Raw genomic sequence first — 19623 nt, forward strand, 5'->3', positions numbered from 1 at the left:
CGGCGGTCCCGTACCCGGCCGGTTACCCTGAACGCCATGAATCCGGTGATCCAGCGACGCGTTCAGCTCGGGCTGCTCGTCGTCGGGATCACCATCACCGCGATGGCGTTCTCGCTCGTCGCCGGTTGCTTCAAGAACGACTCCGCGATCGAGGAGAGCAAGGCCACCGTGATGGCCGAGGTGGTGTCGGTGGATGCGCTGCACGCCGCCGTCGACTTCCAGACGCCCGACGGCTCGTTCCACAGTCCGCGCTTCGGCCTGCTCTATCCCACCGAGCTCAGCGAGGGACAGCGGATCAGCGTCGAATATGCCGCCTACAACCCGGATCTCGCGCGCCCGACCGGGCGCACCGCGATGCTCTCGATCATCCCGGGCCTGTCCGTCGCCATCGTCGGCTGGGTGGTCGTCGGCCTGCTGATGGTCGGTGTCGCGGAGTTCAGCCGACGCCGTAACCGTCGGACCGCGGAGACCGCCGATTCCTCCGAACCGGGCTCTTCCGACGCAGACGCGCCCGACACTCCGGCGACCGCCGATCACCCGGGCGAGGCTACCGACGAGGAGTCCGTCAGCCCGCGATGACCGTCGTGGTCCCACCGGAGATCACGAGTGCCTCGTCGTCGCGCAGGAAATGCAGCGGACGGTCGGCGAACTCCTGCCGCGTCCGATCGATCCGGCCGCGTCCGCCGACGGTTCCCTCGGCATGCGGGACAACCGTGACGTCGATGAGTTCGAGGCCGACGGTCGAGGTCAGGGGTGCCGCCTCGCTCGGGTCGTCGAGTAGCGCGAGCGGCGCGATGTCGGGACCGGTGACGCACGCCCCGGCACTGACCCCGATGTAGGGCAATCCGCGCCGGACCGCGTCGACGAGAGGACGGTCGGCGCCCGCGTGGCGGAGCGCGCCGAGCAGGTGGAAGACGTTGCCGCCGGATACGAACACCGCGTCGATCTCGCTCAGCGCGCGGGTGAAGGTGGCCGCCGAGACGACTTCCGGATCGACGTCGACGACCTCGAATCCCTGATCGCGCAGGCTGCTGCGGTCGAGGTCGAGCCAGGTCTGGTCGGGGTAGATCGACGACGCCGTCGGGATGAAGCCGATGCGGGCACCGGCGCCGACCCGGGGGACGAGGAAGTCGTGTACCGGCGTGAGCCAGCGGCTCAGCAGCAGTAGGTCGATGTCGGGCACACGTCCACTGTGCACCGGCGGCACGGATCCCCGGGAATTCATCAGGCGTTGCGCGTCGTGTCACGCGCTGCGCCGCTGCCGGTCAGATCCGACGCCCAGGGTCGGGGTATGCGCGTTGCGATCGTCACCGAGAGCTTCCTCCCGCAGATGAACGGGGTCGTCAACTCCATCCTGCGGGTCGTCGACCATCTGGAGTCCACCGGCCACGAGGTGGTCGTCGTCGCCCCGGACACTCCGCGGGGATGTGCTTCGGCGCCACGGACTGTCGGTCGGCGTACCCCGGTGCATCTGGTGCCGGCCGTACGGGTTCCGCGGGTGACCTCCCTACCGGTCGGGGTGCCGATGCCGCTGCTGTACCGGGTGCTGCGCGACTTCGCGCCCGACGTGGTGCACCTGGCCTCACCCTTCGTGGTGGGGGCTGCGGGTGCCGCGGCGGCGCGGGCGCTGGGTGTGCCGACGGTCGCGGTGTTCCAGACCGACGTCGCCGGGTTCGCCTCGGCCTATCGGCTGGGCGCGGTCGAGAAGGCGGCCTGGCGCTACACCCGGAAGCTGCACGAGATGTGCGATCTGACCCTGGTCCCGTCGACCGAGACGATGAACGCTCTCGCCGCGCGCGGGGTGCCGCGGTTGCGGCGATGGGGCCGGGGCGTCGACCTCGACCTGTTCTCACCCGATCGGCGAAGCGGTGCGCTTCGCGCCGAGTGGTTGCGCGGGCGCGAGGACGCGCTGGTGTGCGGGTTCGTGGGTCGGCTGGCGCCGGAGAAACATGTCGAGCGGCTGGCGGGACTGTCGGGGAATCCTCGGGTGCGGCTGGTGGTCGTCGGCGACGGTCCCGAACGTGCCCGACTCGAACGGGCGCTGCCGGATGCGGTGTTCACCGGCGAACTCCGGGGAGCGGCGCTGGCGCGGGCGTACGCCTCCTTCGACGTCTTCGCGCATGCCGGCGAACACGAGACGTTCTGTCAGACGATCCAGGAGGCGATGGCCAGCGGCCTGCCGGTCATCGCTCCCGACGCCGGTGGGCCACGCGACCTGGTGACACCGTTCCGCACCGGCTACCTGCTCGAGGTCGCGCGCTTCGAGAAGACCCTGCCCGCAATCGTCGACTCGCTGCACGACGACGCGGTGCGGGCCGCCTTCGCCCGGGCGGCCGTCCAGGCGGTGCGAACACGGACGTGGCCTGCGGTGTGTGCCGAACTCGTCGGGCACTACCGGTCGGTGACGGGGTCCGGCGTCGCGGTCGAGTTCGACCGGCCGGCCTGAGCCCCAGAATCGCTGGTTGCGCGCCAGGCGGTAGGTTGACTCCCATGGCATCGACGGGCGCGAACCCACCTCAGCGAGCAAGTCTGGAGAAGGATCCGGCCGAGGTCGCGGCCATGTTCGACGGCGTCGCCCGCCGTTATGACATCACCAACACGGTGCTGTCCTTCGGACAGGATCGCGGGTGGCGCAAGAAGACCCGCAAGGCGCTCGATCTGCGGCCCGGTGACATCGTCCTCGACCTCGCCGCGGGAACCGCGGTGTCGACCGTCGAGCTCGCCTCGTCGGGCGCGCACTGTGTCGCCGCCGACTTCTCACTCGGCATGCTGAAGGCCGGTGCACACCGCGACGTACCCAAGGTCGCGGCCGACGCGCTGTCGCTCCCGTTCGCCGACAACTCCTTCGACGCGGCCACCATCTCCTTCGGCCTGCGCAACGTCAACGACGTCCCCAAGGCCCTCGCCGAACTGCGACGGGTCCTGAAACCCGGTGGACGGTTGGTGATCTGCGAATTCTCCACGCCGACCCTCAAGCCGTTCCGCACCGTGTACATGGAGTACCTGATGAAGGCGCTGCCCGCGGTCGCGACAAAGGTCTCCAGCAGTCCGGCCGCGTATGTCTATCTCGCGGAATCGATCCGGGCCTGGCCCGACCAGTTCGCCCTCGGCGACCTCATCCGCGACGCCGGCTTCGACCACGTGCGCTGGCAGAACATGACCGGCGGGATCGCCGCGATCCACTCCGCCCGCGCCTGAGTCCGACCGCTCGCTGAGGTGCGAGCGGCCGCCCACTGCTCCTGAGTGCGCGCGGCCCGCCCACTGCTCCCTGAGGTGCGAGCGACGCAGCCCCCTTGCTCCCTGAGGTGCGAGCGGCCCGCCCACTGCTCCCTGAGGTGCGAGCGGCCCGCCCACTGCTCCCTGAGGTGCGAGCGGAGCGAGCCACGAAGGGCTGGCGACCTCATCTCACCAGGCCTTCGTGGCTCGTCGACTTCGATACGCTCCTTCGTCGCTACTCAGCCCGGCGGCTTTCGCTCCTCGCACCTCAGGCAGCGGATAGGTCAGGAACCGGCGGCCTGCTGAGCGTCCTCGGCGAGGAGCTCGTGCGGCACCGGACAGCCTGTGGCGCTTGCCTTCTCCACCTTGGGTGCCGGACATCCCGGGCCGAAGGTGCCGAGTTCCTCGAGGCGGTAACCGTTGGGGTAGCTGCGGACCTGCTTGGTCTGGCGGCCGAACAGGGGCTCGGTCCGCGGCGGGAAGAACAGCCGGATCGCGAGGCCACGGGCCTTCAGACCGCCGCGCACCAGGATGCGCTCGACGAGGGTCGGCTTCGGGTACCTGAACGCGGTGAGGAGGCGATCGTCCATGAGCGCGAACGACATCCGGCGCACCACTGCGCGGGGGAGCAGCTTGTAGGGCATGAAGGTGCCCAGCAGGTCGAGCGTCGAGTCCGCGACGGCCAGGGCGTCGGGGCTGAAGGCGAAGTTGGCCGTCTCGTAGTCCTCGTAGAACTGCTTGAAACCCTCGTAGGTCTCCGGGATGTCCTTGATTCCCATGAGCTGCCCGACGCGGCGGTAGTAGTTGGTGAGGCCGCGGATCTCGTGGTTGGTGAGCTTGCGCCACTCGTAGGCGTTCACCCACTCGACCGGGCACACCACGAAGGTCGAGAGCACGTAGAGGAAGTCGCTGTTGGGGATGTCGTACATACCGTGCATCTGGTTGATCCGGCGGATGCCGGCGCGGCCCAGGGGGCTGTCGACGCCGTGTTCGATCGGGGCGTCGAGCAGGAGGACCGTATCGTCGTAGCGCTTCTGCGTCGACTCGGTGAACTGGCTCGTCTTGTACAGCAGATCGCCGATCGACGGCACCGCGTACGTACGGAACAGCGCGAAACTCAGCGCCTGGGTGATGCCCCAGGGGAACTCCTGGGTGGCGAGCGCCCGGGAGATGGCGGTGGGGTCGTTGTCGGCGTCCATGCGATCGATGTCGCCCCGCAGGTGATAGCGCTGCGCCACCCGGTTCTGGACGGCGTGCTTGGCTCGGGTGGCGAGAGTGGATGCAGTGGACATGTTCCATCTCCAGGGTCGGCGGTGGTCTCGATTGTTGCATGGGTGTGGTGGGCGCCACACTGTTGGAACAGTACCGCCCCGATGTCTCATCGGGCACCCCGGGTTGGGACACGTCGCAGATTTGCCGCGTGCGTGTTTCACTCGCGCTCGTCAGGTAGGGCCCGCGGGAAGGAATCGGATACGCGGGAGCACTGCGTCAGGCGAACGGCGGCCGCGGATCGACACGGCTGGAGATGCGGCCGACGGTCCGCCAGGCGCGCGCCACGAGGTCGGCGTCCTCGTCGGTGATCAGGTTGCCCATGACCCGGACGACCATCGACATCAGCTGCGGGGACCGGATGCCGGGGCGGCCGAGCGTCGGCACGGTCTGCGGCATCGTCAGGAGTCCGGCGAGGCGTCGGGCGGCGGAGAACGCGAGCCCGTAGTGGCCGACGAGGATGTCGCGCCAGCGGTCGGTGTAGTCGTCGGCGCCGAGGAGTTCGACGGCGAGCCGGGCGGTCTCCATCGCGTAGTCGATGCCCTCGCCGTTGAGCGGGTTGACGCAGGCGGCGGCGTCGCCGATGAGTACCCAGTTGCGGCCGGCGACCCCGGTCACCGCACCGCCCATCGGCAGCAGCGCCGACGCGATGCGGACCGGCGGTCCGCCGAGTGCCCATTCGTCGTGAACCATTGCGGCGTAGTGCTCGAGGATCGGGCGAAGTGCCATGTGTGCCGGTCGTTTCGCGGTCGCGAGCGCGCCCACGCCGACGTTCACCAGTCCGCCACCTGCCCCGCCGTCGGCGCCGCCGAGCGGGAACACCCAGCCGTAACCGGGTAGGAGTTCGCTGTCAGGGCCACGCAACTCCAGATGTGAACCCATCCAATGAGAGTCGGCGCGTGCCGAGGGTGCATAGGCGCGCGCTGCGACGCCGTAGGCGGTGTCCCGATGCCACTCGCGCCCAAGGGCTTTGCCGAGTCCCGAGCGAACCCCGTCGGCGACGATCAGATCGCCGACGCGCACGGTGTGGGTGGTGCCGCCGGCGGAGAACGTCACCGCGCCGACCCGGTCGCCGTCCATCGTCACGTCGATAGCCTTGGCGCCCTGCATCATTCGGACGCCCTTACTCACCGCGTGCGCGCGGATCGCGTCGTCGAACTCGGTCCGTGCAACCGCGCTGCCGTACGCGGGGAAGCGGCCCGACGGCCACCGGACCTGCTGCCGCGCGCCCCACCCGTTGAGGAGCAGGCCGTCGATGCGGGGCCGGTCGGCCACCAGCGAACCGAGGCCGAGCGCGTCGAGTTCGGCGATGGCGCGCGGGGTGAGACCGTCGCCGCACGTCTTGTCGCGCGGGAACACCGCGGCGTCGACCAGGACGACGTCTCGACCGGCCGCCGCGGCATGTGCTGCCGCCGCCGACCCGCCCGGTCCCGCGCCGACCACCAACACGTCGGCGTGATCGGGGAAGGAGGCATCCCGGGGCGTCGAATTCTCAGGGCTCACCCGAACAGTATGTCCGTACCCCGGACCGGATAGGCTCGGCAGGCAGGTGGGGTCACGAGGACACTCGGGCCTCCGCCGACACACATTAGCCGGATCAGACGAGATGGGGCGGCGTAGCTGTGAAGTCCACATTCGCCGGGTTGGACCTGGTATCGGATGAGTTCGCCGAAACGGTGCGCTCCTCCTTGCAGAAGGTCGAGGACCTGCTGCTGGGTGAGCTCTCGTCCGGGGACGAGGTCATGACCGAGGCCGCGACCCACCTGGCCAAGGCCGGCGGCAAGCGGTTCCGGCCGATGTTCGCGATCCTCGCCTCGCAGTTCGGGCCGCGTCCCGACTCGGAGGACGTGATCACCTCGGCCACCGTCGTCGAGATGATCCACCTCGCGACGCTCTACCACGACGACGTCATGGACGAGGCCTCCATGCGGCGCGGCGCCCCGAGCGCCAACGCCCGCTGGACGAACTCCATCGCGATCCTCTCCGGTGACTTCCTGTTCGCCCGCGCCTCGCGGCTGGTGTCGACGCTGGGTCCGGAGGCGGTGCGCATCATCGCCGAGACCTTCGCCGAACTCGTCACCGGCCAGATGCGGGAGACCGTCGGCGTGAAGCCCGGCGCGGACCCCATCGACCACTACCTGCAGGTGGTGTGGGAGAAGACCGGTTCGCTGATCGCGGCCGCCGCACGCTTCGGTGCGATGGCCTCCGGCGCGACCACCGACGACATCGAACGACTCTCCAAGATCGGCGACATCGTGGGCGTCGCCTTCCAGGTGTCCGACGACATCATCGACATCAGCTCGGTGTCGGTCGACTCGGGCAAGACCCCGGGGACCGACCTCCGCGAGGGCGTCCACACCCTGCCCGTGCTGTACGCACTCACCGGAGACGACGCCACGTCGGCACGGCTGCGGGAACTCCTCGTCGCTCCCGACGGCGGTTCACGGCCGCTCACCGACGACGCCGAGGTCGCCGAGGCCCTCGAGCTGCTCGAATCGTCGGCCGGCATGGCCGCGGCACGCGCGAAGCTGCAGAGCTTCGCCGACGAGGCCCATGCGATGCTCGCCGAGTTGCCGGAGACCCCGGCGCACAAGGCGCTCTCGTCGCTGGTGGACTACACCATCGACCGCGTCGGGTAGCAGCCTCACCAGCCTGGTTTCGACACGGCTCCTCGCTGCGCTCGTTGCCTGCTCAACCAGCGGAGGTCGACACGGCTCCTCGCTGCGCTCGTCGCCTGCTCAACCAGCGGAGGACTGTTCTGCCGGCCGAGTAGCGCCGACCGAGCGAAGCGAGGACGCCGCGTATCGAGGTCAGCGCCCGTTGCGGGCCATCTCCTGAAGCCGCCGGATGCGTTCGGCGGTCGGCGGGTGGGTGGAGAACATCTTCGCCATGCGATCGCCGGCGCGGAACGGGCTCTCGATCATCATGTGCGACTGCGCGGCGATGTCGGGCTGCGGCGGCAGCGGTGCGGCCTGGACGCCGCCGGAGATCTTCGCCAGGGCGGAGGCGAGGGCCAGGGGATCACCGGTCAGCTCGGCGCCCGACTCGTCGGCCTGGAATTCGCGTGACCGCGACACCGCCATCTTCACCAGCGTTGCCGAGATGGGTCCGAGGAACGCGACGAGGATCATCGCGAGCGGATTGGGTCCGTTCCCGCGGCCACCGAAGGCGCCCATGAACATCGCGAAGTTGGCCAGGCCGCTGATGACCGCGGCCATCGCGCCGGCGATAGAGCTGATCAGTATGTCGCGGTTGTAGACGTGGGACAGCTCGTGGCCGAGGACCGCGCGCAACTCCCGCTCGTCGAGCAGCTGCAGGATGCCGGTCGTGCAGCACACGGCGGCGTTCTTCGGGTTGCGGCCCGTCGCGAAGGCATTGGGGGACTCGGTGGGGGAGATGTAGAGCGCCGGCATCGGCTGGTGGGCGGCCGTGGCGAGTTCGCGCACGATCCGGTAGATGACGGGTGCCTGCAGCTCGGTGACGGGCTGGGCGTGCATCGCCTTCAGCGACATCTTGGCGCTGTTGAAGTACACGTAGGCGTTCATACCCACGGCGACGATCACCGACCCCCAGAGGATCAGGGGGCTCTGGAACAGCGCACCGATTCCGACGATGATCGCCGACATCACACCCAGCAGGGCTGCGGTCTTCAATCCGTTGAGATGCATCGGGGGTCCTCGTCTGTCGTGCGCCGAACCGGGGATGTAGGCGCCTCGTTCAGTCAAACGACGCAGTGTCCGTTTCGGTTTCCGACGGTCCGTGGTGCGACCTTGCACACATCCATGGTCGGCGGGCGTCGTGCTCGATGGGGGTGAAGAGTTCTCATCCCCGCCCGGCTGGGATCGCGGGCGGGGATGAGAGTTGTGGAGGTCAGCGGTAGTTGACGAACTGCAGGGCGATTCCGAAGTCCTCGCCCTTGAGCAGGGAGATCACGGCCTGGAGGTCGTCGCGCTTCTTGCTCGAGACACGCAGCTCGTCGCCCTGGATCTGCGCCTTGACGCCCTTCGGGCCCTCGTCGCGGATCTTCTTGGAGATCTTCTTCGCGTGCTCGGAGTCGATGCCCTGGACCAGCTTGCCGCTGATCTTGAAGGTCTTGCCGGACCCGACGACCTCGCCGGCGTCGAATGCCTTCAGCGAGATGTCGCGGCGGATCAGCTTCTCCTTGAACACCTCGAGACCGGCCTGTGCGCGCTCCTCGGCATCGGAGGTGATCACGATCGTCTCCTCGCCGGACCACTCGATACCGGTGTTGGTGCCGCGGAAGTCGTAGCGCTGCGACAGCTCCTTGGCAGCCTGGTTGAGTGCGTTGTCGACCTCCTGGCGGTCGACCTTGCTCACCACGTCGAACGATGAATCAGCCATGTCCGACAGGTTATGTCATCGCCTCAGGTGGACCGGGGTGTGGCGGGGTTTCGACGTGGCTCAACCGACAGAGGACGTGGCTCAACCGACAGAAGGGCGTGGCTCAACCGACAGAAGGGCGTGGCTCAACCGATGGCGGTGCGTCGGGGCCGGTCGGGAGCCGCCAAAACTGCCTCGCTGACCAGCCGGTTTGCATGCGGACGTATGGTTCGTTGTATTCTTCACCGCGTTGTTCGAACGACCGTCACGGCGGCCGTGGGAGCAGCACGGCAGGTTGCCCGAGCGGCCAAAGGGAGCGGATTGTAAATCCGTCGCGCAAGCTACATAGGTTCGAATCCTATACCTGCCACGAACGTGGTGAACGTTCATGAAAACTGCCTGACAGAGGGTCTCTGACCTGCGATTTGTCTAGCACGGACATGAGTGTGTAACCTCGTTAAGGCTCTCGAGCAGAAATGCCCGGGGCACGCCCCCTTAGCTCAGTCGGCAGAGCGTTTCCATGGTAAGGAAAAGGTCGACGGTTCGATTCCGTCAGGGGGCTCGCTGGACGACAAGTCCGCGGGGCGGTGTAGCTCAGCTGGTTAGAGCGCACGACTCATAATCGTGAGGTCGAGGGATCGAGTCCCTCCACCGCTACACATCGGGTCCGACCGGAACCGAGCGCAAGGGTCGCAAGCCCTGAGGGAACTGCCGAACCCGACCACGTACCACTCGAAAGAAGGCAATCAAGTGGCCTCCTCAACAGATGTTCGCCCCAAGATCACCTTGGCATGCGAGGTGTGCAAGCACCGTAACTACATCACCAAGAAGAACCGCCGCAACGATCCCGATCGCCTCGAGATCAAGAAGTTCTGCCCGAACTGCGGCAAGCATCAGGCGCACAAGGAATCGCGCTAAACGACGTCAGTCGGCGATTCCGGTATAGAACCAGCACACGGGCTGCCTCTGAGAAGAGGCAGCTCGTTTTGCTTGTACCGGGCCAGGGGGTCGCCCGGCGCAGGATGTTTCGCACAACTCAATAAACTCAATCGAGACAACACGCGCAGCGCGGCGCGGGTGGGTCGTCGACTTTCGGCCCACGTAGTCCGGTCCGGGCCACTCCCGGTCGGTCATGCGAAGGGAGCAGTAGTCAGATGTCAGACGCGAGTGGAACAGACCTCCAGGAGCGGATCGCCGAGTCGAAGAACGGCGGCGCCAAGCTCACCCCCGAGGAGATCGCCGCGCACACGCAGTCGCTTGTCGGCTTCCACTACACCGTCGACGATTACTACGAGATCGGCCGCGAAGAGGTCCGCAAGCACGCGATGGCCGTGCAGGACGCGCACCCCACCCACTGGAGTGAGAAGGGCGCCCGCGAGTACGGCCACGAGACCCTGATCGCCGCACCCACCTACGTCTCCGTGCTCGGCATCATCGCCCAGCGCAAGCTCTTCGAAGACGTCGTCACCGGCTACGACATGTGGCAGATCATGCAGACCGACCAGCGGCTCGTCTACCACCAGCCGATGAAGGTCGGGGACCGCCTGATCTGCGACGTCTCGCTCGAATCGTTCCGCCACGTCAGCAGCCCCGAGATGATCGACCTCATGGTCACCAAGAACGTCATCTGGAACCAGCACGACGAGCCCGTCATGACCACCTGGACCTCGCTGGCCGCACGCCCCGGCATGGACGTCGACCCCGAGCTCGAGGCCTCCCTCGATCACGTGATGATCAAGATCGACGCCATCGGCGATCCCGGGCACACCGTCGAGGCCAAGGCCGGTCGCTACGACCTGCCCGATCCGACCCAGAGTCCCGGCGCGTACGCCGCGGTGAACTTCGACACCCTGTCCGTCGGGCAGGAACTGTCGCCGAAGCGGTATTTCCTCACGCGCGGCAACCTGTCGAACTATGCCGGCGTCGCCGGCGACCCGAACCCGATCCACTTCTCCGACCACGTGATCAACGCGGCCGGGATGGACAACGTGGTCGCCCACGGCATGCAGACGATGGGCCTCGGCGCGAGCTTCGTGTCGGAGTTCATCGGCGACCCGGCCGCTTTCTGCGAGTACAGCGTCCGCTTCACCAGCCCCGTGTACGTCCCGGCCGACGACAGCGCCGCCGTCGACTTCACCGGCAAGGTCAAGTCGCTCGACCCGGAGACCCGCCGCGGCACCATCGCGATCACCGCGAAGCAGGGCGACCGCCGGATCTTCGGCCGCGCCACCGTGGTCGTCCAGTTCAACTGACGCACCGAACAGACAACGACGGCGACGACCATTGTGGTCGTCGCCGTCGTCGTTCCACCTGTTCCCTCATCGCAGGGAAGTGATCCCCTGCGCACCCCTCGGGAACGTGGCCAGGGTGGCCTCGTCGATGTTGAGGTGCTGCGCCAGCAGCTTCGGCGGGACATGGCTCAGCCACTGGGCCAGTGACACCTCCTCGTACTTGTCGGCGCGGAACACCTCGAGGAACTGCAGCACCTCGTCTCCGGTGTTCTCGACGTAGTGGCCGTAGTTGCGTCGGACGACCCCGACGTCGCCGGCCCGGAAGTCGGTGGTGTTGGCGTGCGGCCCGGTGTTGAACACCGTCATCCGGCCCTGGTCCCGCAGGTAGTACTGCCACTCGTCGGCGTTCGGATGCCAGTGCAGTTCGCGCATGGACCCTGGTTCGATGCTCACCAGTGCGGCCGCGACCGTGTTCGACACCGGGAAGTTGGTGCTGTCGGCGATCTGGATGCTGCCGCCGCTGTTCTCGACGACCGGCTCGGTCCGCGACAACCGGAAGATGACCGGTTCGCTCGCGCCCCACTCGACTCCGGCGGCGTCCTGGTCGGCCGCGAGATCGCCGGGTTCGTCGCCGGGGAAGATCCACAGGTTGTGCAGCGGGATGTCGTCGAAGACTTCTTGCGCGACACCGAAGTTCTTGGCCAGCACCTCCGGTGGGGTGTGTGCGAACCAGTCGGTGAGCAGCAGCGTGTTGCTCTCCGACTGCTCGCCGTCGTCGAAGGCCAGGACGAACTCGCCGCCGTCGGGCCCGAGGCCCTGCAGTGAATGCGGCGTGCCGGCGGGGAAGAACCAGAGGTCGCCTTCCTCGACGTCCTCGACGCTGGGCTTGCCGGACCTGCCGAGGGTCGTGACACGGACCTTGCCGCGGGTCATGACCGCCCACTCGGAGGTCTGGTGCCAGTGCAGTTCGCGGATGCCGCCCGGCTCGAGATACATGTTGACCCCGGCGATCTCGTCGGAGATCGCGAAGTCCTGCTGGGTGAGTTCGCGAGCCCAGCCGCCGGCCTGGATGCGCCGCGACGAGATGTTGAACGACGACCAGAAGAACGGCTGCGTGCTGACATCCGTCGCGGGCGGGTCCATCTGGTCGGGGAACTGGCTGTCGATCGCCGGATTCCGGGGACCGCGCATCTCGGTGCTGCGCGGGTGGTCGACGGTGTTGATGCTGCCCTCCGGTGGCAGGTCCGGATTGCCGACGGTGGGGGTCTCGTGGCCGATGGTCGCGGTGGTGTTGTTCGGCGAGTTCATTGATCTGCTCCCGGGGTGGATGCGGCGGGCTCAGCCGGCGATGAACTTGAGGATGTCGGAGTCGAGCTCGTGCTGATAGTCGCCGTAGATGCCGTGCGGCGCACCGGGGTACACCTTCAGGGTGCCGTCGGCGACCAGCTTGATCGCCTTTTCCGCAGCGGCCGCGATCGGCACGATCTGATCGTCGTCGCCCTGGGCGATGAAGATCGGCACGTCGAGCGCCTTCAGGTCCTCGGTCTGATCGGTCTCGGAGAACGCCTTGACGCAGTCGTAGACGGCGGAGAGGTTGGCCATCATGCCCTGCCGCCAGAAGTCGTCCTTCGCGCCCTGGGACACGTTGGCGCCCTCGCGGTTCGCGCCGTAGAACGGCTCGGCGAGTTCCTTCCAGAACTGGGACCGGTCGGCCAGCACACCGGCGCGGATCTCGTCGAAGGCCTCGATGGGAGTTCCCTCCGGGTTGTCCGGGGTCTGGAGCATCAGCGGCGGGATGGCGCCTGCGGTGATGACCTTGACGACGCGACCCCTGCCGTACTTCGCCGCGTACCGCACCACTTCGCCTCCGCCGGTGGAGTGGCCGACCACCACGAGGTCACGGAGATCGAGCGCCTCGACGAGTTCGGAGAGGTCGCGGGCGTAGGTGTCGATGTCGTGGCCGACAGCGGTCTTCGTCGACCGGCCGTGTCCGCGACGGTCGTGGGCGATCGCCCGGTACCCCGCGTCGGAGAGCAGCTTGAGCTCGACCTGCCAGGCGTCGGACGACAGCGGCCAGCCATGGCTGAGCAGCACGGGCTGCCCGCTGCCCTGCTCCGTGTAGTAGATCTCGGTTCCGTCGGTGGTGGTGATGTACGGCATCGGATTCTCCTGGGTGAGTGCTTGTTTCGGTGATCCCAAGACTCGTCCGATGCGACGCCGATGTCGTCGATGCTGGCGGCCAACCCGGCCGGAGGCTGGCGGGAGGCCCCTCTACCGGCTAGCCGGTAGTCGAGGTCTCGGTGAGCGGGATGCGCGCCCGCACCGTGGTGCCCTCACGCGGCGGGCTGTCGATGACGAGTTCGCCTTCGACCGCCTCCACACGGTCGCGGAGGCCGAGGAGCCCGGAACCCTTGTCCGGTAGGGCGCCGCCGATGCCGTCGTCGGTCACCGACAGTGTCAGGGTGTCATCGGCGACGTGTGCCGAGACGACCACCTCGGACGCCTGGGCATACTTCGCGGTGTTCGTGAGCGATTCGGCCACAACGTAATAAGCGGTCACCTCGACCGTCTTCGACATCCGGCCGAGGTCGGTTGCCTGCAGTGCCACCGGCACCGACGACCGCCTGGCCAAGGTCCTCAATGCCGGCCCGAGTCCGCCGCGGGAGAGGATCGCGGGATGGATTCCCCGGGACAACTCCTGGAGGTCCCGGTGGATGTGTGCAAGGGAGTCGACGACGGTGTCGAGACGCTCCCGCACCTCGGTCTGGTCGTCGGGAACCGTCGCCTGCAGGGCCCGGATGTCGAGTCCGAGGGACACGATGCGTTGTTGCGCACCGTCGTGCAGGTCGCGCTCGATCGTGCGTCGGGCCTGATCGGCGGCGGCGATCACGCGAGCACGGGAGCGGGTCAGCGCGGCACGCGCCTCGCTGTTGTAGATCGCCGTCGCCACCAGGTCCGCGAAATCGCCGAGCCGTAACCGCAACTCGGCAGGCGCGGATCGATGGGTGGTGCCGACGATGACTGCGCCCCAGGGCTGTTCGTCGACGGTGATCGGGGCTCCTATTCCGGTACGGAGACCGCGGGGCTCGAGCCGATCGGCGATCGGACCGGTCGCCGTCGAATAGTCGAGGACCGACATCTCCCCGGTCTCGGCGACCAGGGTCGAGACGTTGGTGCCGCCGAGGGCCAGACGCTCGCCGACGGACAGACCGGAGTCCGTCGAATCATCGCGTGTGGCAAGGACTTCGCAGTCTGCGTCGTCGGTGAATCGCACCACCGTGACGTGTTCGACGCCCAGTTCGTCGGCCAGTTCGGCGGCGACGATCCGGCAGACCTCGCCCGGTTCGGAACGCGAGGCCACCGCCGTCGCGACCCGTCGGAGAGCCACCTGCTGACGCGCGAGTGCGACGGTCCGGTCGTTGAGCGCCTGGCGGTCGAGAGCGGCGGCGAGGAGGGCCTCGAGGCTCGGCACCATGCGTGAGACGCGGCGTCGGTCGGCGGGGTCGAGGTCGGCCGGCACCAGCAGGGAACCGACCGATCGTCCTCGGTCCAGCAGTGCGATGTGCTGCTGGACCGGGCCCGGCGTCGTGCCGGGGTCGGCGAGAACTGCTCCCGGAGCCGGCAGGTCGAGCACCTCGGTGAGACGAATGCTCGCCGCGGTCAACGCCTCCGGCAGGTCCGCGGCTCTCAGCACGGTGCGGGCGAGGTCTGCGGACAGATCCGCCTCGCGACGACGCTGGTCGGATTCGAGTGCGTGCAGGCGTGCCTGGCCGACCAGGGCGTTGGTGAGCAATGCGAGCACGAGGAAGACGACGACCGCGGGGGCGGCACTGTCGGTGCTCTGCCTGGCGTGGAACCACGCATAGGCCGCGGCACTGGCCGCCGAGGTGGCCACCGCGAGGGGGAAGCCCCAGCGGGCGGACACCACCAGGACGCCGAACAGGAAGACGGCACCGAAGGCGTTCTCCGGGAAGATCTCCCTGAGTAGCTGCACCACGACGACCTCGACGGCGATCAGCACGAGCGCGGTCGCCACGCCCCAGTGCCAGCGCGGCGACGTCGGCCGGAGCACCACCGCGACAACCCGGTCCCGGAGTGGGCCGCGGTCGTTCTTCCAGCTAGCGGGAATGCCTCGACCTGCTGCCTCTGACACGCTAGTCAGTATGGAACCCACCCGCCTGCGCTGCCTGATAGTCGACGACAGTGCCGACTTCCGGGCTTCGCTGCGCGGAACGCTTGAAGCCGGCGGGATCACGGTGGTCGGGACGGCCTCGTCGCTCGACGACGCCGTCCGCGAATCGCGAGCGACCCGGCCTGACGTCGCCCTCGTCGACATCGACCTGGGGGAGGAGAACGGCTTCGCCCTCGTCGAGGCACTTCACGATTCGGGGCTCGATCCGGCGCCCGCGGTGGTGCTGGTGTCCACCCACGACGAGGAGGAGTTCGCCGACCTGATCGACCTCAGCGCTGCCGTCGGCTTCGTCCCGAAGTTCGGGTTGTCCGCGGACCGGGTGCGTGAGGTGCTGGGCGCAACTGCTCCCTGAACAGTCAGTCAGGTTGTGGCGTCGAGGAACAGGATCACCGCGCGGACCCGGCGGTGATCGTCGGCGGTCTCGGCGAGGTCGAGTTTGGTCAGGATCGATCGGACGTGTTTCTCGACCGTGCCCTCGGTGATCCACAACCGACGTCCGATGCCCGCGTTGGACAGCCCCTCGGCCATCAGCGTCAGCACCTCGCGTTCGCGTGCGCTGAGCTGTTCGAGCGGGTCGTTGCGACGCCGTGCGGCGACGAGTTCCTGCACCAGCGCGGGGTCCATCACCGACGCGCCGGCGGCGATCCGCTGCGCGGTCTCGACGAACTCGGCGACGTCGGTGACGCGGCTTTTCAGCAGGTAGCCCACGCCGCGGCCGCCATCGAGCAGTTCGAGCGCATGGTCGACGTCGACGTGCGCGGAGAGCAGCAGGATCGCGACGTCGGGGTACTCGCGGCGTATGCGCAGGGCGGCGTCGAGGCCCTCGGCGGTGTGGGTCGGGGGCATCCGGATGTCGACGACCGCGATGTCGGGGCGGTGCTCGGCCACCAGCGCGAGCAACCCGTCGGCGTCGCCCGCCTGCCCGACCACGTCGATGCCTGCGGACGTGAGCAGACTCGCGAGGCCTTCACGGAGCAGGACGTCGTCGTCGGCGATCGTCAGGCGCAGGGGCATGTCGGCACCATGCTTCCGTCTGTGGGGTCGGACGTGAGCCACTCGTGTCGTGCCGATCCGGACACGACAAGGGAACTCTACCGTGACATCCGCGATGTTTTCGCAGGTCGGAGCATGAAGTTGTCCGCTCGATCGGTGAGTGCCGACCGCGGTGAACGCCATCGCGGGCTGTCGTCGGACGCGCAGCGTGTACGGTCGTCGAGGGAGCACGTGGAGCGCGTTTTGGGTCCACAGCCCCGGTGATCTACACTGAAGTGTCTGATTGATTCAGACTTGCGCGCTACCCATAGGGTGGCGCGTTGGTTTTGTCGGCGGTGAAACGCCGGCGCCGGTCGTGAGACCGGGATTCGATGAGATGGCAGCGGAACCACTCCGGTGGGGAAGTCGCAAAGGGGCGTAGCTCAATTGGCAGAGCAGCGGTCTCCAAAACCGCAGGTTGCAGGTTCAAGTCCTGTCGCCCCTGCCCTGGTGAAGGGCACACGTTGACGAGAGGACCGCGAAGTTGAGCAAGCGAGACCGGGCTGCCCGCGCCAAAGAAGCCGCTGAGGGTTCTGCGGCCGATTCGGCTGCGGCTGAGCTCGACGGTCGCGACGAGGCCACCGGCGGTTCGGACGACGAGACGTCGACCGGCGCCGCCAAGGAACTTCGTCCGTCCGGCAAGCGCTCGGCTCGTGGACGTCGCTCGTCAACCGGTGCAACCGGAACCGACGGAGACACCGACTCCGCCACGGGGTCGGCAGTAGCCGTCAAGGAACGCAAGAAGAAGAAAAAGGCCTCTGCTGAGGAGAGCCGGAATCCGTTCGTTCGGATCTGGGTGTTCCTCACGCAGGTCGTCGCCGAGCTGAAGAAGGTCATCTGGCCGACGCGGCGCGAGATGATCACGTACACGATCGTCGTGCTCGTGTTCGTCATCGTGATGACCGCGTTCATCTCCGGCCTCGACCTGGCCTTTGCCAAGGGCGTCCTCTGGTTGTTCGGCTGACCCACGCGGTGGGTGGCCGGGCGAGCGGGAGCCGACCGGAGATGAACCATAAGGAGCGTGGGCTGCAGTGAGCACCCCGGAGAACGAACTCGCATCGACCGACGCCGTCGACGTGGCTGATGCCGACGTCGACGCGGCCGTGACCGACGAGGTCGACGAGGCTGCAGTCGACGAGGCCGGTGACCCCGACGTCGAGGTGGCCGCCGAGGGCGACGAAGCTCCCGCGACCGACGTCGACTCCGAGGACGCCGACGAGACCCCCGCCGAAGAGGCCCCTGAGGAAGAGGTCGACCCGGTGGAGGAGCTGCGCAAGCAGCTGCGTCGCGCACCCGGCGACTGGTACGTGATCCACAGCTACGCCGGCTACGAGAACAAGGTCAAGGCCAATCTCGAGACCCGTGTGCAGAACCTCGATGTCGGTGACTACATCTTCCAGGTCGAGGTTCCGACCGAAGAGGTCACCGAGATCAAGAACGGCCAGCCCAAGAAGGTCAACCGCAAGGTCCTGCCGGGCTACATCCTGGTTCGCATGGAGCTCAACGACGAGTCGTGGGGCGCCGTGCGCAACACCCCGGGTGTCACCGGGTTCGTCGGGATGACCAGCAAGCCGTCGCCGCTGTCGCTCAACGAGGTGCTGCAGTTCCTGATGCCGCGCGCCGAGGCGAAGAAGACCCCCGCCAAGGGTGGTTCGGCCGCCGAGGGGGTCGAGGCCGCAGCTGCCGCGGCGTCGAACGTCATCGAGGTCGACTTCGAGGTCGGCGAATCGGTCACCGTCATGGACGGCCCGTTCGCGACGCTGCCCGCGTCGATCAGCGAGGTCAACGCCGAGCAGCGCAAGGTCAAGGTGCTCGTGTCGATCTTCGGTCGCGAGACGCCGGTCGAGCTCGGGTTCAATCAGGTCGAGAAGATATGACCGACGCGAAGCGGCGCTCGTATCTTCCCCGACCTCTGAACGTCACGGTCGAGAAGATCTGACCGCGACCGCTCGAGTAGCGGTTGCAGATCAGATAAACACAGACTTTCACGTCTCCAGCGGGCGTGAATTCGCAAGGAAACAAGCAAGGACAAAAAGATGCCTCCCAAGAAGAAGAAGCTCGCCGGGATCATCAAGCTCCAGATCCAGGCAGGCGCGGCCAACCCGGCCCCGCCCGTGGGTCCGGCGCTCGGTCAGCACGGCGTGAACATCATGGAGTTCTGCAAGGCGTACAACGCGGCGACCGAGTCGCAGCGCGGCAACGTCATCCCGGTGGAGATCTTCGTGTACGAAGATCGTTCCTTCGACTTCAAGTTGAAGACCCCGCCGGCTGCGAAGCTCCTGCTCAAGGCCGCAGGCCTGCAGAAGGGCTCCGGCGAGCCCCACAGCAAGAAGGTCGGCAAGGTGAGCATGGACCAGGTCCGTGAGATCGCCAAGACCAAGGCCGAAGACCTGAACGCCAACGACATCGACCAGGCCGCGAAGATCATCGCCGGTACTGCTCGGTCCATGGGCATCACGGTCGAGGGTTAGACCCAACCAGTCATCTCGTGGGAGGGCCGGCTCGGCCCGCACCACACACCCCGCCGATTCAGTGCGGAGAAGGAACAGAGCAATGAGCAAGAAGAGCAAGGCCTACGCGGCCGCGGCCGAGAAGGTCGACAAGTCCAAGCTGTACAGCCCGCTGGAGGCTGTGGAGCTGGCGAAGGAAACCTCGTCGAAGAACACCGACGCGACCGTTGAGGTTGCGATGCGGCTGGGCGTCGACCCCCGTAAGGCAGACCAGATGGTTCGAGGCACCGTCAACCTGCCGCACGGCACGGGTAAGACCGCCCGCGTGATCGTGTTCGCCGCCGGCGACAAGGCCGCCGAGGCCACCGCCGCCGGTGCCGACGAGGTCGGCGCCGAGGACCTGATCGAGCGCATCCAGGGCGGTTGGCTGGACTTCGACGCCGCGATCGCCACCCCGGATCAGATGGCCAAGGTCGGCCGCATCGCGCGTGTCCTCGGACCGCGTGGCCTGATGCCGAACCCGAAGACGGGCACCGTGACCACCGATGTCACCAAGGCCGTCAACGACATCAAGGGCGGCAAGATCAACTTCCGCGTCGACAAGGCAGCCAACCTGCACTTCGTCATCGGCAAGGCTTCGTTCGACCCGGCCAAGCTGGCCGAGAACTACGGCGCCGCGTACGACGAGATCATGCGTGCGAAGCCGTCGGCAGCCAAGGGCCGCTACATCAAGAAGGTCACCGTCTCGACCACCACGGGCCCGGGCATCCCGGTCGACCCGCAGGTCAGCCGCAACTTCGCCGAAGCACCCCAGGCCTGATCCTGGCGCTCGCGCGTAACTAGAGACACCCACGAGGGGCCTGGCAGCCGATGCCGGGCCCCTCGTGCTCTG

General features: G+C 67.5%; 20 protein-coding genes and 4 tRNA genes. 15 read left to right on the top strand and 9 right to left on the bottom strand.

Translation table 11 applies throughout. The annotated features are described in order from the left end of the window. The first annotated feature begins 36 nt into the window (after positions 1-36). Positions 37-579, top strand: coding sequence for a hypothetical protein (locus M1L58_RS05700; RefSeq protein WP_248658157.1), 543 nt, complete (start codon positions 37-39; stop codon positions 577-579). Here M1L58_RS05700 and M1L58_RS05705 read toward each other — a convergent pair. After that, a complete protein-coding gene (locus M1L58_RS05705; RefSeq protein ID WP_248658158.1) occupies positions 566-1183 on the bottom strand; it encodes a Type 1 glutamine amidotransferase-like domain-containing protein in 618 nt (205 codons plus the stop codon). The genes M1L58_RS05700 and M1L58_RS05705 overlap by 14 nt on opposite strands. 108 nt (positions 1184-1291) lie before the next feature. Between M1L58_RS05705 and M1L58_RS05710 the strand changes: the two genes are divergently transcribed. Both M1L58_RS05710 and M1L58_RS05715 read left to right on the top strand, forming a co-directional pair. Continuing rightward, the gene (locus M1L58_RS05710; RefSeq protein WP_248658159.1) at positions 1292-2446 is read left to right on the top strand and encodes a glycosyltransferase family 4 protein; all 1155 of its coding nucleotides are present in this window, start codon (positions 1292-1294) and stop codon (positions 2444-2446) included. Between the two features lie 44 nt (positions 2447-2490). Further along, positions 2491-3198, top strand: coding sequence for a demethylmenaquinone methyltransferase (locus M1L58_RS05715; RefSeq protein WP_154884220.1), 708 nt, complete (start codon positions 2491-2493; stop codon positions 3196-3198). A 302-nt stretch (positions 3199-3500) separates the two neighbouring features. Here the strand turns inward: M1L58_RS05715 and M1L58_RS05720 are convergent, their stop codons facing one another. Together M1L58_RS05720 and M1L58_RS05725 are read right to left on the bottom strand one after the other, a co-directional pair. Continuing rightward, on the bottom strand, positions 3501-4508 hold the full coding sequence (locus tag M1L58_RS05720; protein WP_248658160.1) for an oxygenase MpaB family protein: 1008 nt from the start codon (positions 4506-4508) through the stop codon (positions 3501-3503). Positions 4509-4704: 196 nt separating this feature from the next. Beyond that, entirely contained in the window at positions 4705-5988 is a 1284-nt protein-coding gene (locus M1L58_RS05725) for a geranylgeranyl reductase family protein (RefSeq protein ID WP_248658161.1), read from the bottom strand. Positions 5989-6107: 119 nt separating this feature from the next. On the opposite strand from M1L58_RS05725, the gene M1L58_RS05730 reads away from it, so the two are divergent. Further along, entirely contained in the window at positions 6108-7124 is a 1017-nt protein-coding gene (locus M1L58_RS05730; protein WP_040535158.1) for a polyprenyl synthetase family protein, read from the top strand. A gap of 171 nt (positions 7125-7295) precedes the next feature. Here M1L58_RS05730 and htpX read toward each other — a convergent pair whose 3' ends face one another. Further along, on the bottom strand, positions 7296-8153 hold the full coding sequence (gene htpX / locus M1L58_RS05735) for a zinc metalloprotease HtpX (protein WP_006865228.1): 858 nt from the start codon (positions 8151-8153) through the stop codon (positions 7296-7298). A gap of 202 nt (positions 8154-8355) precedes the next feature. Next, positions 8356-8847, bottom strand: a complete 492-nt coding sequence (locus M1L58_RS05740) for a YajQ family cyclic di-GMP-binding protein (protein WP_005199629.1) — start codon at positions 8845-8847, stop codon at positions 8356-8358. 268 nt (positions 8848-9115) lie between these two features. On the opposite strand from M1L58_RS05740, the gene M1L58_RS05745 reads away from it, so the two are divergent. From M1L58_RS05745 to M1L58_RS05765, 5 genes are all read left to right on the top strand, one after another. Further along, positions 9116-9196: transfer RNA gene (locus M1L58_RS05745), tRNA-Tyr, on the top strand. A 119-nt stretch (positions 9197-9315) separates the two neighbouring features. Further along, positions 9316-9388, top strand: a tRNA-Thr gene (locus M1L58_RS05750). Between the two features lie 21 nt (positions 9389-9409). Further along, positions 9410-9483, top strand: a tRNA-Met gene (locus tag M1L58_RS05755). A gap of 93 nt (positions 9484-9576) precedes the next feature. Beyond that, positions 9577-9744, top strand: coding sequence for a 50S ribosomal protein L33 (gene rpmG / locus M1L58_RS05760; protein ID WP_003929651.1), 168 nt, complete (start codon positions 9577-9579; stop codon positions 9742-9744). A 236-nt stretch (positions 9745-9980) separates the two neighbouring features. Then, the gene (locus M1L58_RS05765; protein WP_248658162.1) at positions 9981-11078 is read left to right on the top strand and encodes a fused (3R)-hydroxyacyl-ACP dehydratase subunits HadA/HadB; all 1098 of its coding nucleotides are present in this window, start codon (positions 9981-9983) and stop codon (positions 11076-11078) included. Between the two features lie 66 nt (positions 11079-11144). On the opposite strand, the gene M1L58_RS05770 is transcribed toward M1L58_RS05765, so the two are convergent. The 3 genes from M1L58_RS05770 to M1L58_RS05780 all read right to left on the bottom strand — a co-directional run bounded on the left by M1L58_RS05770 (position 11145) and on the right by M1L58_RS05780 (position 15210). Beyond that, positions 11145-12365: a cupin domain-containing protein gene (locus M1L58_RS05770; protein ID WP_248658163.1), complete on the bottom strand. Its 1221-nt coding sequence runs from the start codon at positions 12363-12365 to the stop codon at positions 11145-11147. A 30-nt stretch (positions 12366-12395) separates the two neighbouring features. Continuing rightward, positions 12396-13217 (bottom strand): alpha/beta fold hydrolase, encoded by an 822-nt coding sequence (locus tag M1L58_RS05775; protein ID WP_006865225.1) that lies wholly within the window; start codon positions 13215-13217, stop codon positions 12396-12398. A gap of 118 nt (positions 13218-13335) precedes the next feature. Then, on the bottom strand, positions 13336-15210 hold the full coding sequence (locus tag M1L58_RS05780) for a GAF domain-containing sensor histidine kinase (RefSeq protein ID WP_374112663.1): 1875 nt from the start codon (positions 15208-15210) through the stop codon (positions 13336-13338). Positions 15211-15220: 10 nt separating this feature from the next. Here M1L58_RS05780 and M1L58_RS05785 point away from each other — a divergent pair, with 10 nt between their 5' ends. Beyond that, positions 15221-15601, top strand: coding sequence for a response regulator transcription factor (locus M1L58_RS05785; RefSeq protein WP_248658164.1), 381 nt, complete (start codon positions 15221-15223; stop codon positions 15599-15601). A gap of 8 nt (positions 15602-15609) precedes the next feature. Here M1L58_RS05785 and M1L58_RS05790 read toward each other — a convergent pair whose 3' ends face one another. Then, a complete protein-coding gene (locus M1L58_RS05790; RefSeq protein WP_248658165.1) occupies positions 15610-16263 on the bottom strand; it encodes a response regulator in 654 nt (217 codons plus the stop codon). Between the two features lie 390 nt (positions 16264-16653). Between M1L58_RS05790 and M1L58_RS05795 the strand changes: the two genes are divergently transcribed. The 5 genes from M1L58_RS05795 (at position 16654) to rplA (ending at position 19551) form a co-directional block, all read left to right on the top strand. Further along, a tRNA-Trp gene (locus tag M1L58_RS05795) sits at positions 16654-16726 on the top strand. A 39-nt stretch (positions 16727-16765) separates the two neighbouring features. Then, positions 16766-17245, top strand: a complete 480-nt coding sequence (gene secE, locus M1L58_RS05800) for a preprotein translocase subunit SecE (RefSeq protein ID WP_006865221.1) — start codon at positions 16766-16768, stop codon at positions 17243-17245. A gap of 67 nt (positions 17246-17312) precedes the next feature. Further along, complete coding sequence (nusG, locus tag M1L58_RS05805; protein ID WP_248658166.1) at positions 17313-18158, top strand: transcription termination/antitermination protein NusG; 846 nt, start codon at positions 17313-17315, stop codon at positions 18156-18158. Between the two features lie 159 nt (positions 18159-18317). Continuing rightward, on the top strand, positions 18318-18752 hold the full coding sequence (gene rplK, locus M1L58_RS05810) for a 50S ribosomal protein L11 (protein ID WP_154884209.1): 435 nt from the start codon (positions 18318-18320) through the stop codon (positions 18750-18752). Between the two features lie 82 nt (positions 18753-18834). After that, on the top strand, positions 18835-19551 hold the full coding sequence (gene rplA, locus M1L58_RS05815) for a 50S ribosomal protein L1 (protein WP_248658167.1): 717 nt from the start codon (positions 18835-18837) through the stop codon (positions 19549-19551). The last annotated feature ends 72 nt before the right edge of the window (positions 19552-19623 follow it).

Source organism: Gordonia sp. C13 (assembly GCF_023218005.1).
Classification (GTDB): Bacteria; Actinomycetota; Actinomycetes; order Mycobacteriales; family Mycobacteriaceae; genus Gordonia; species Gordonia namibiensis.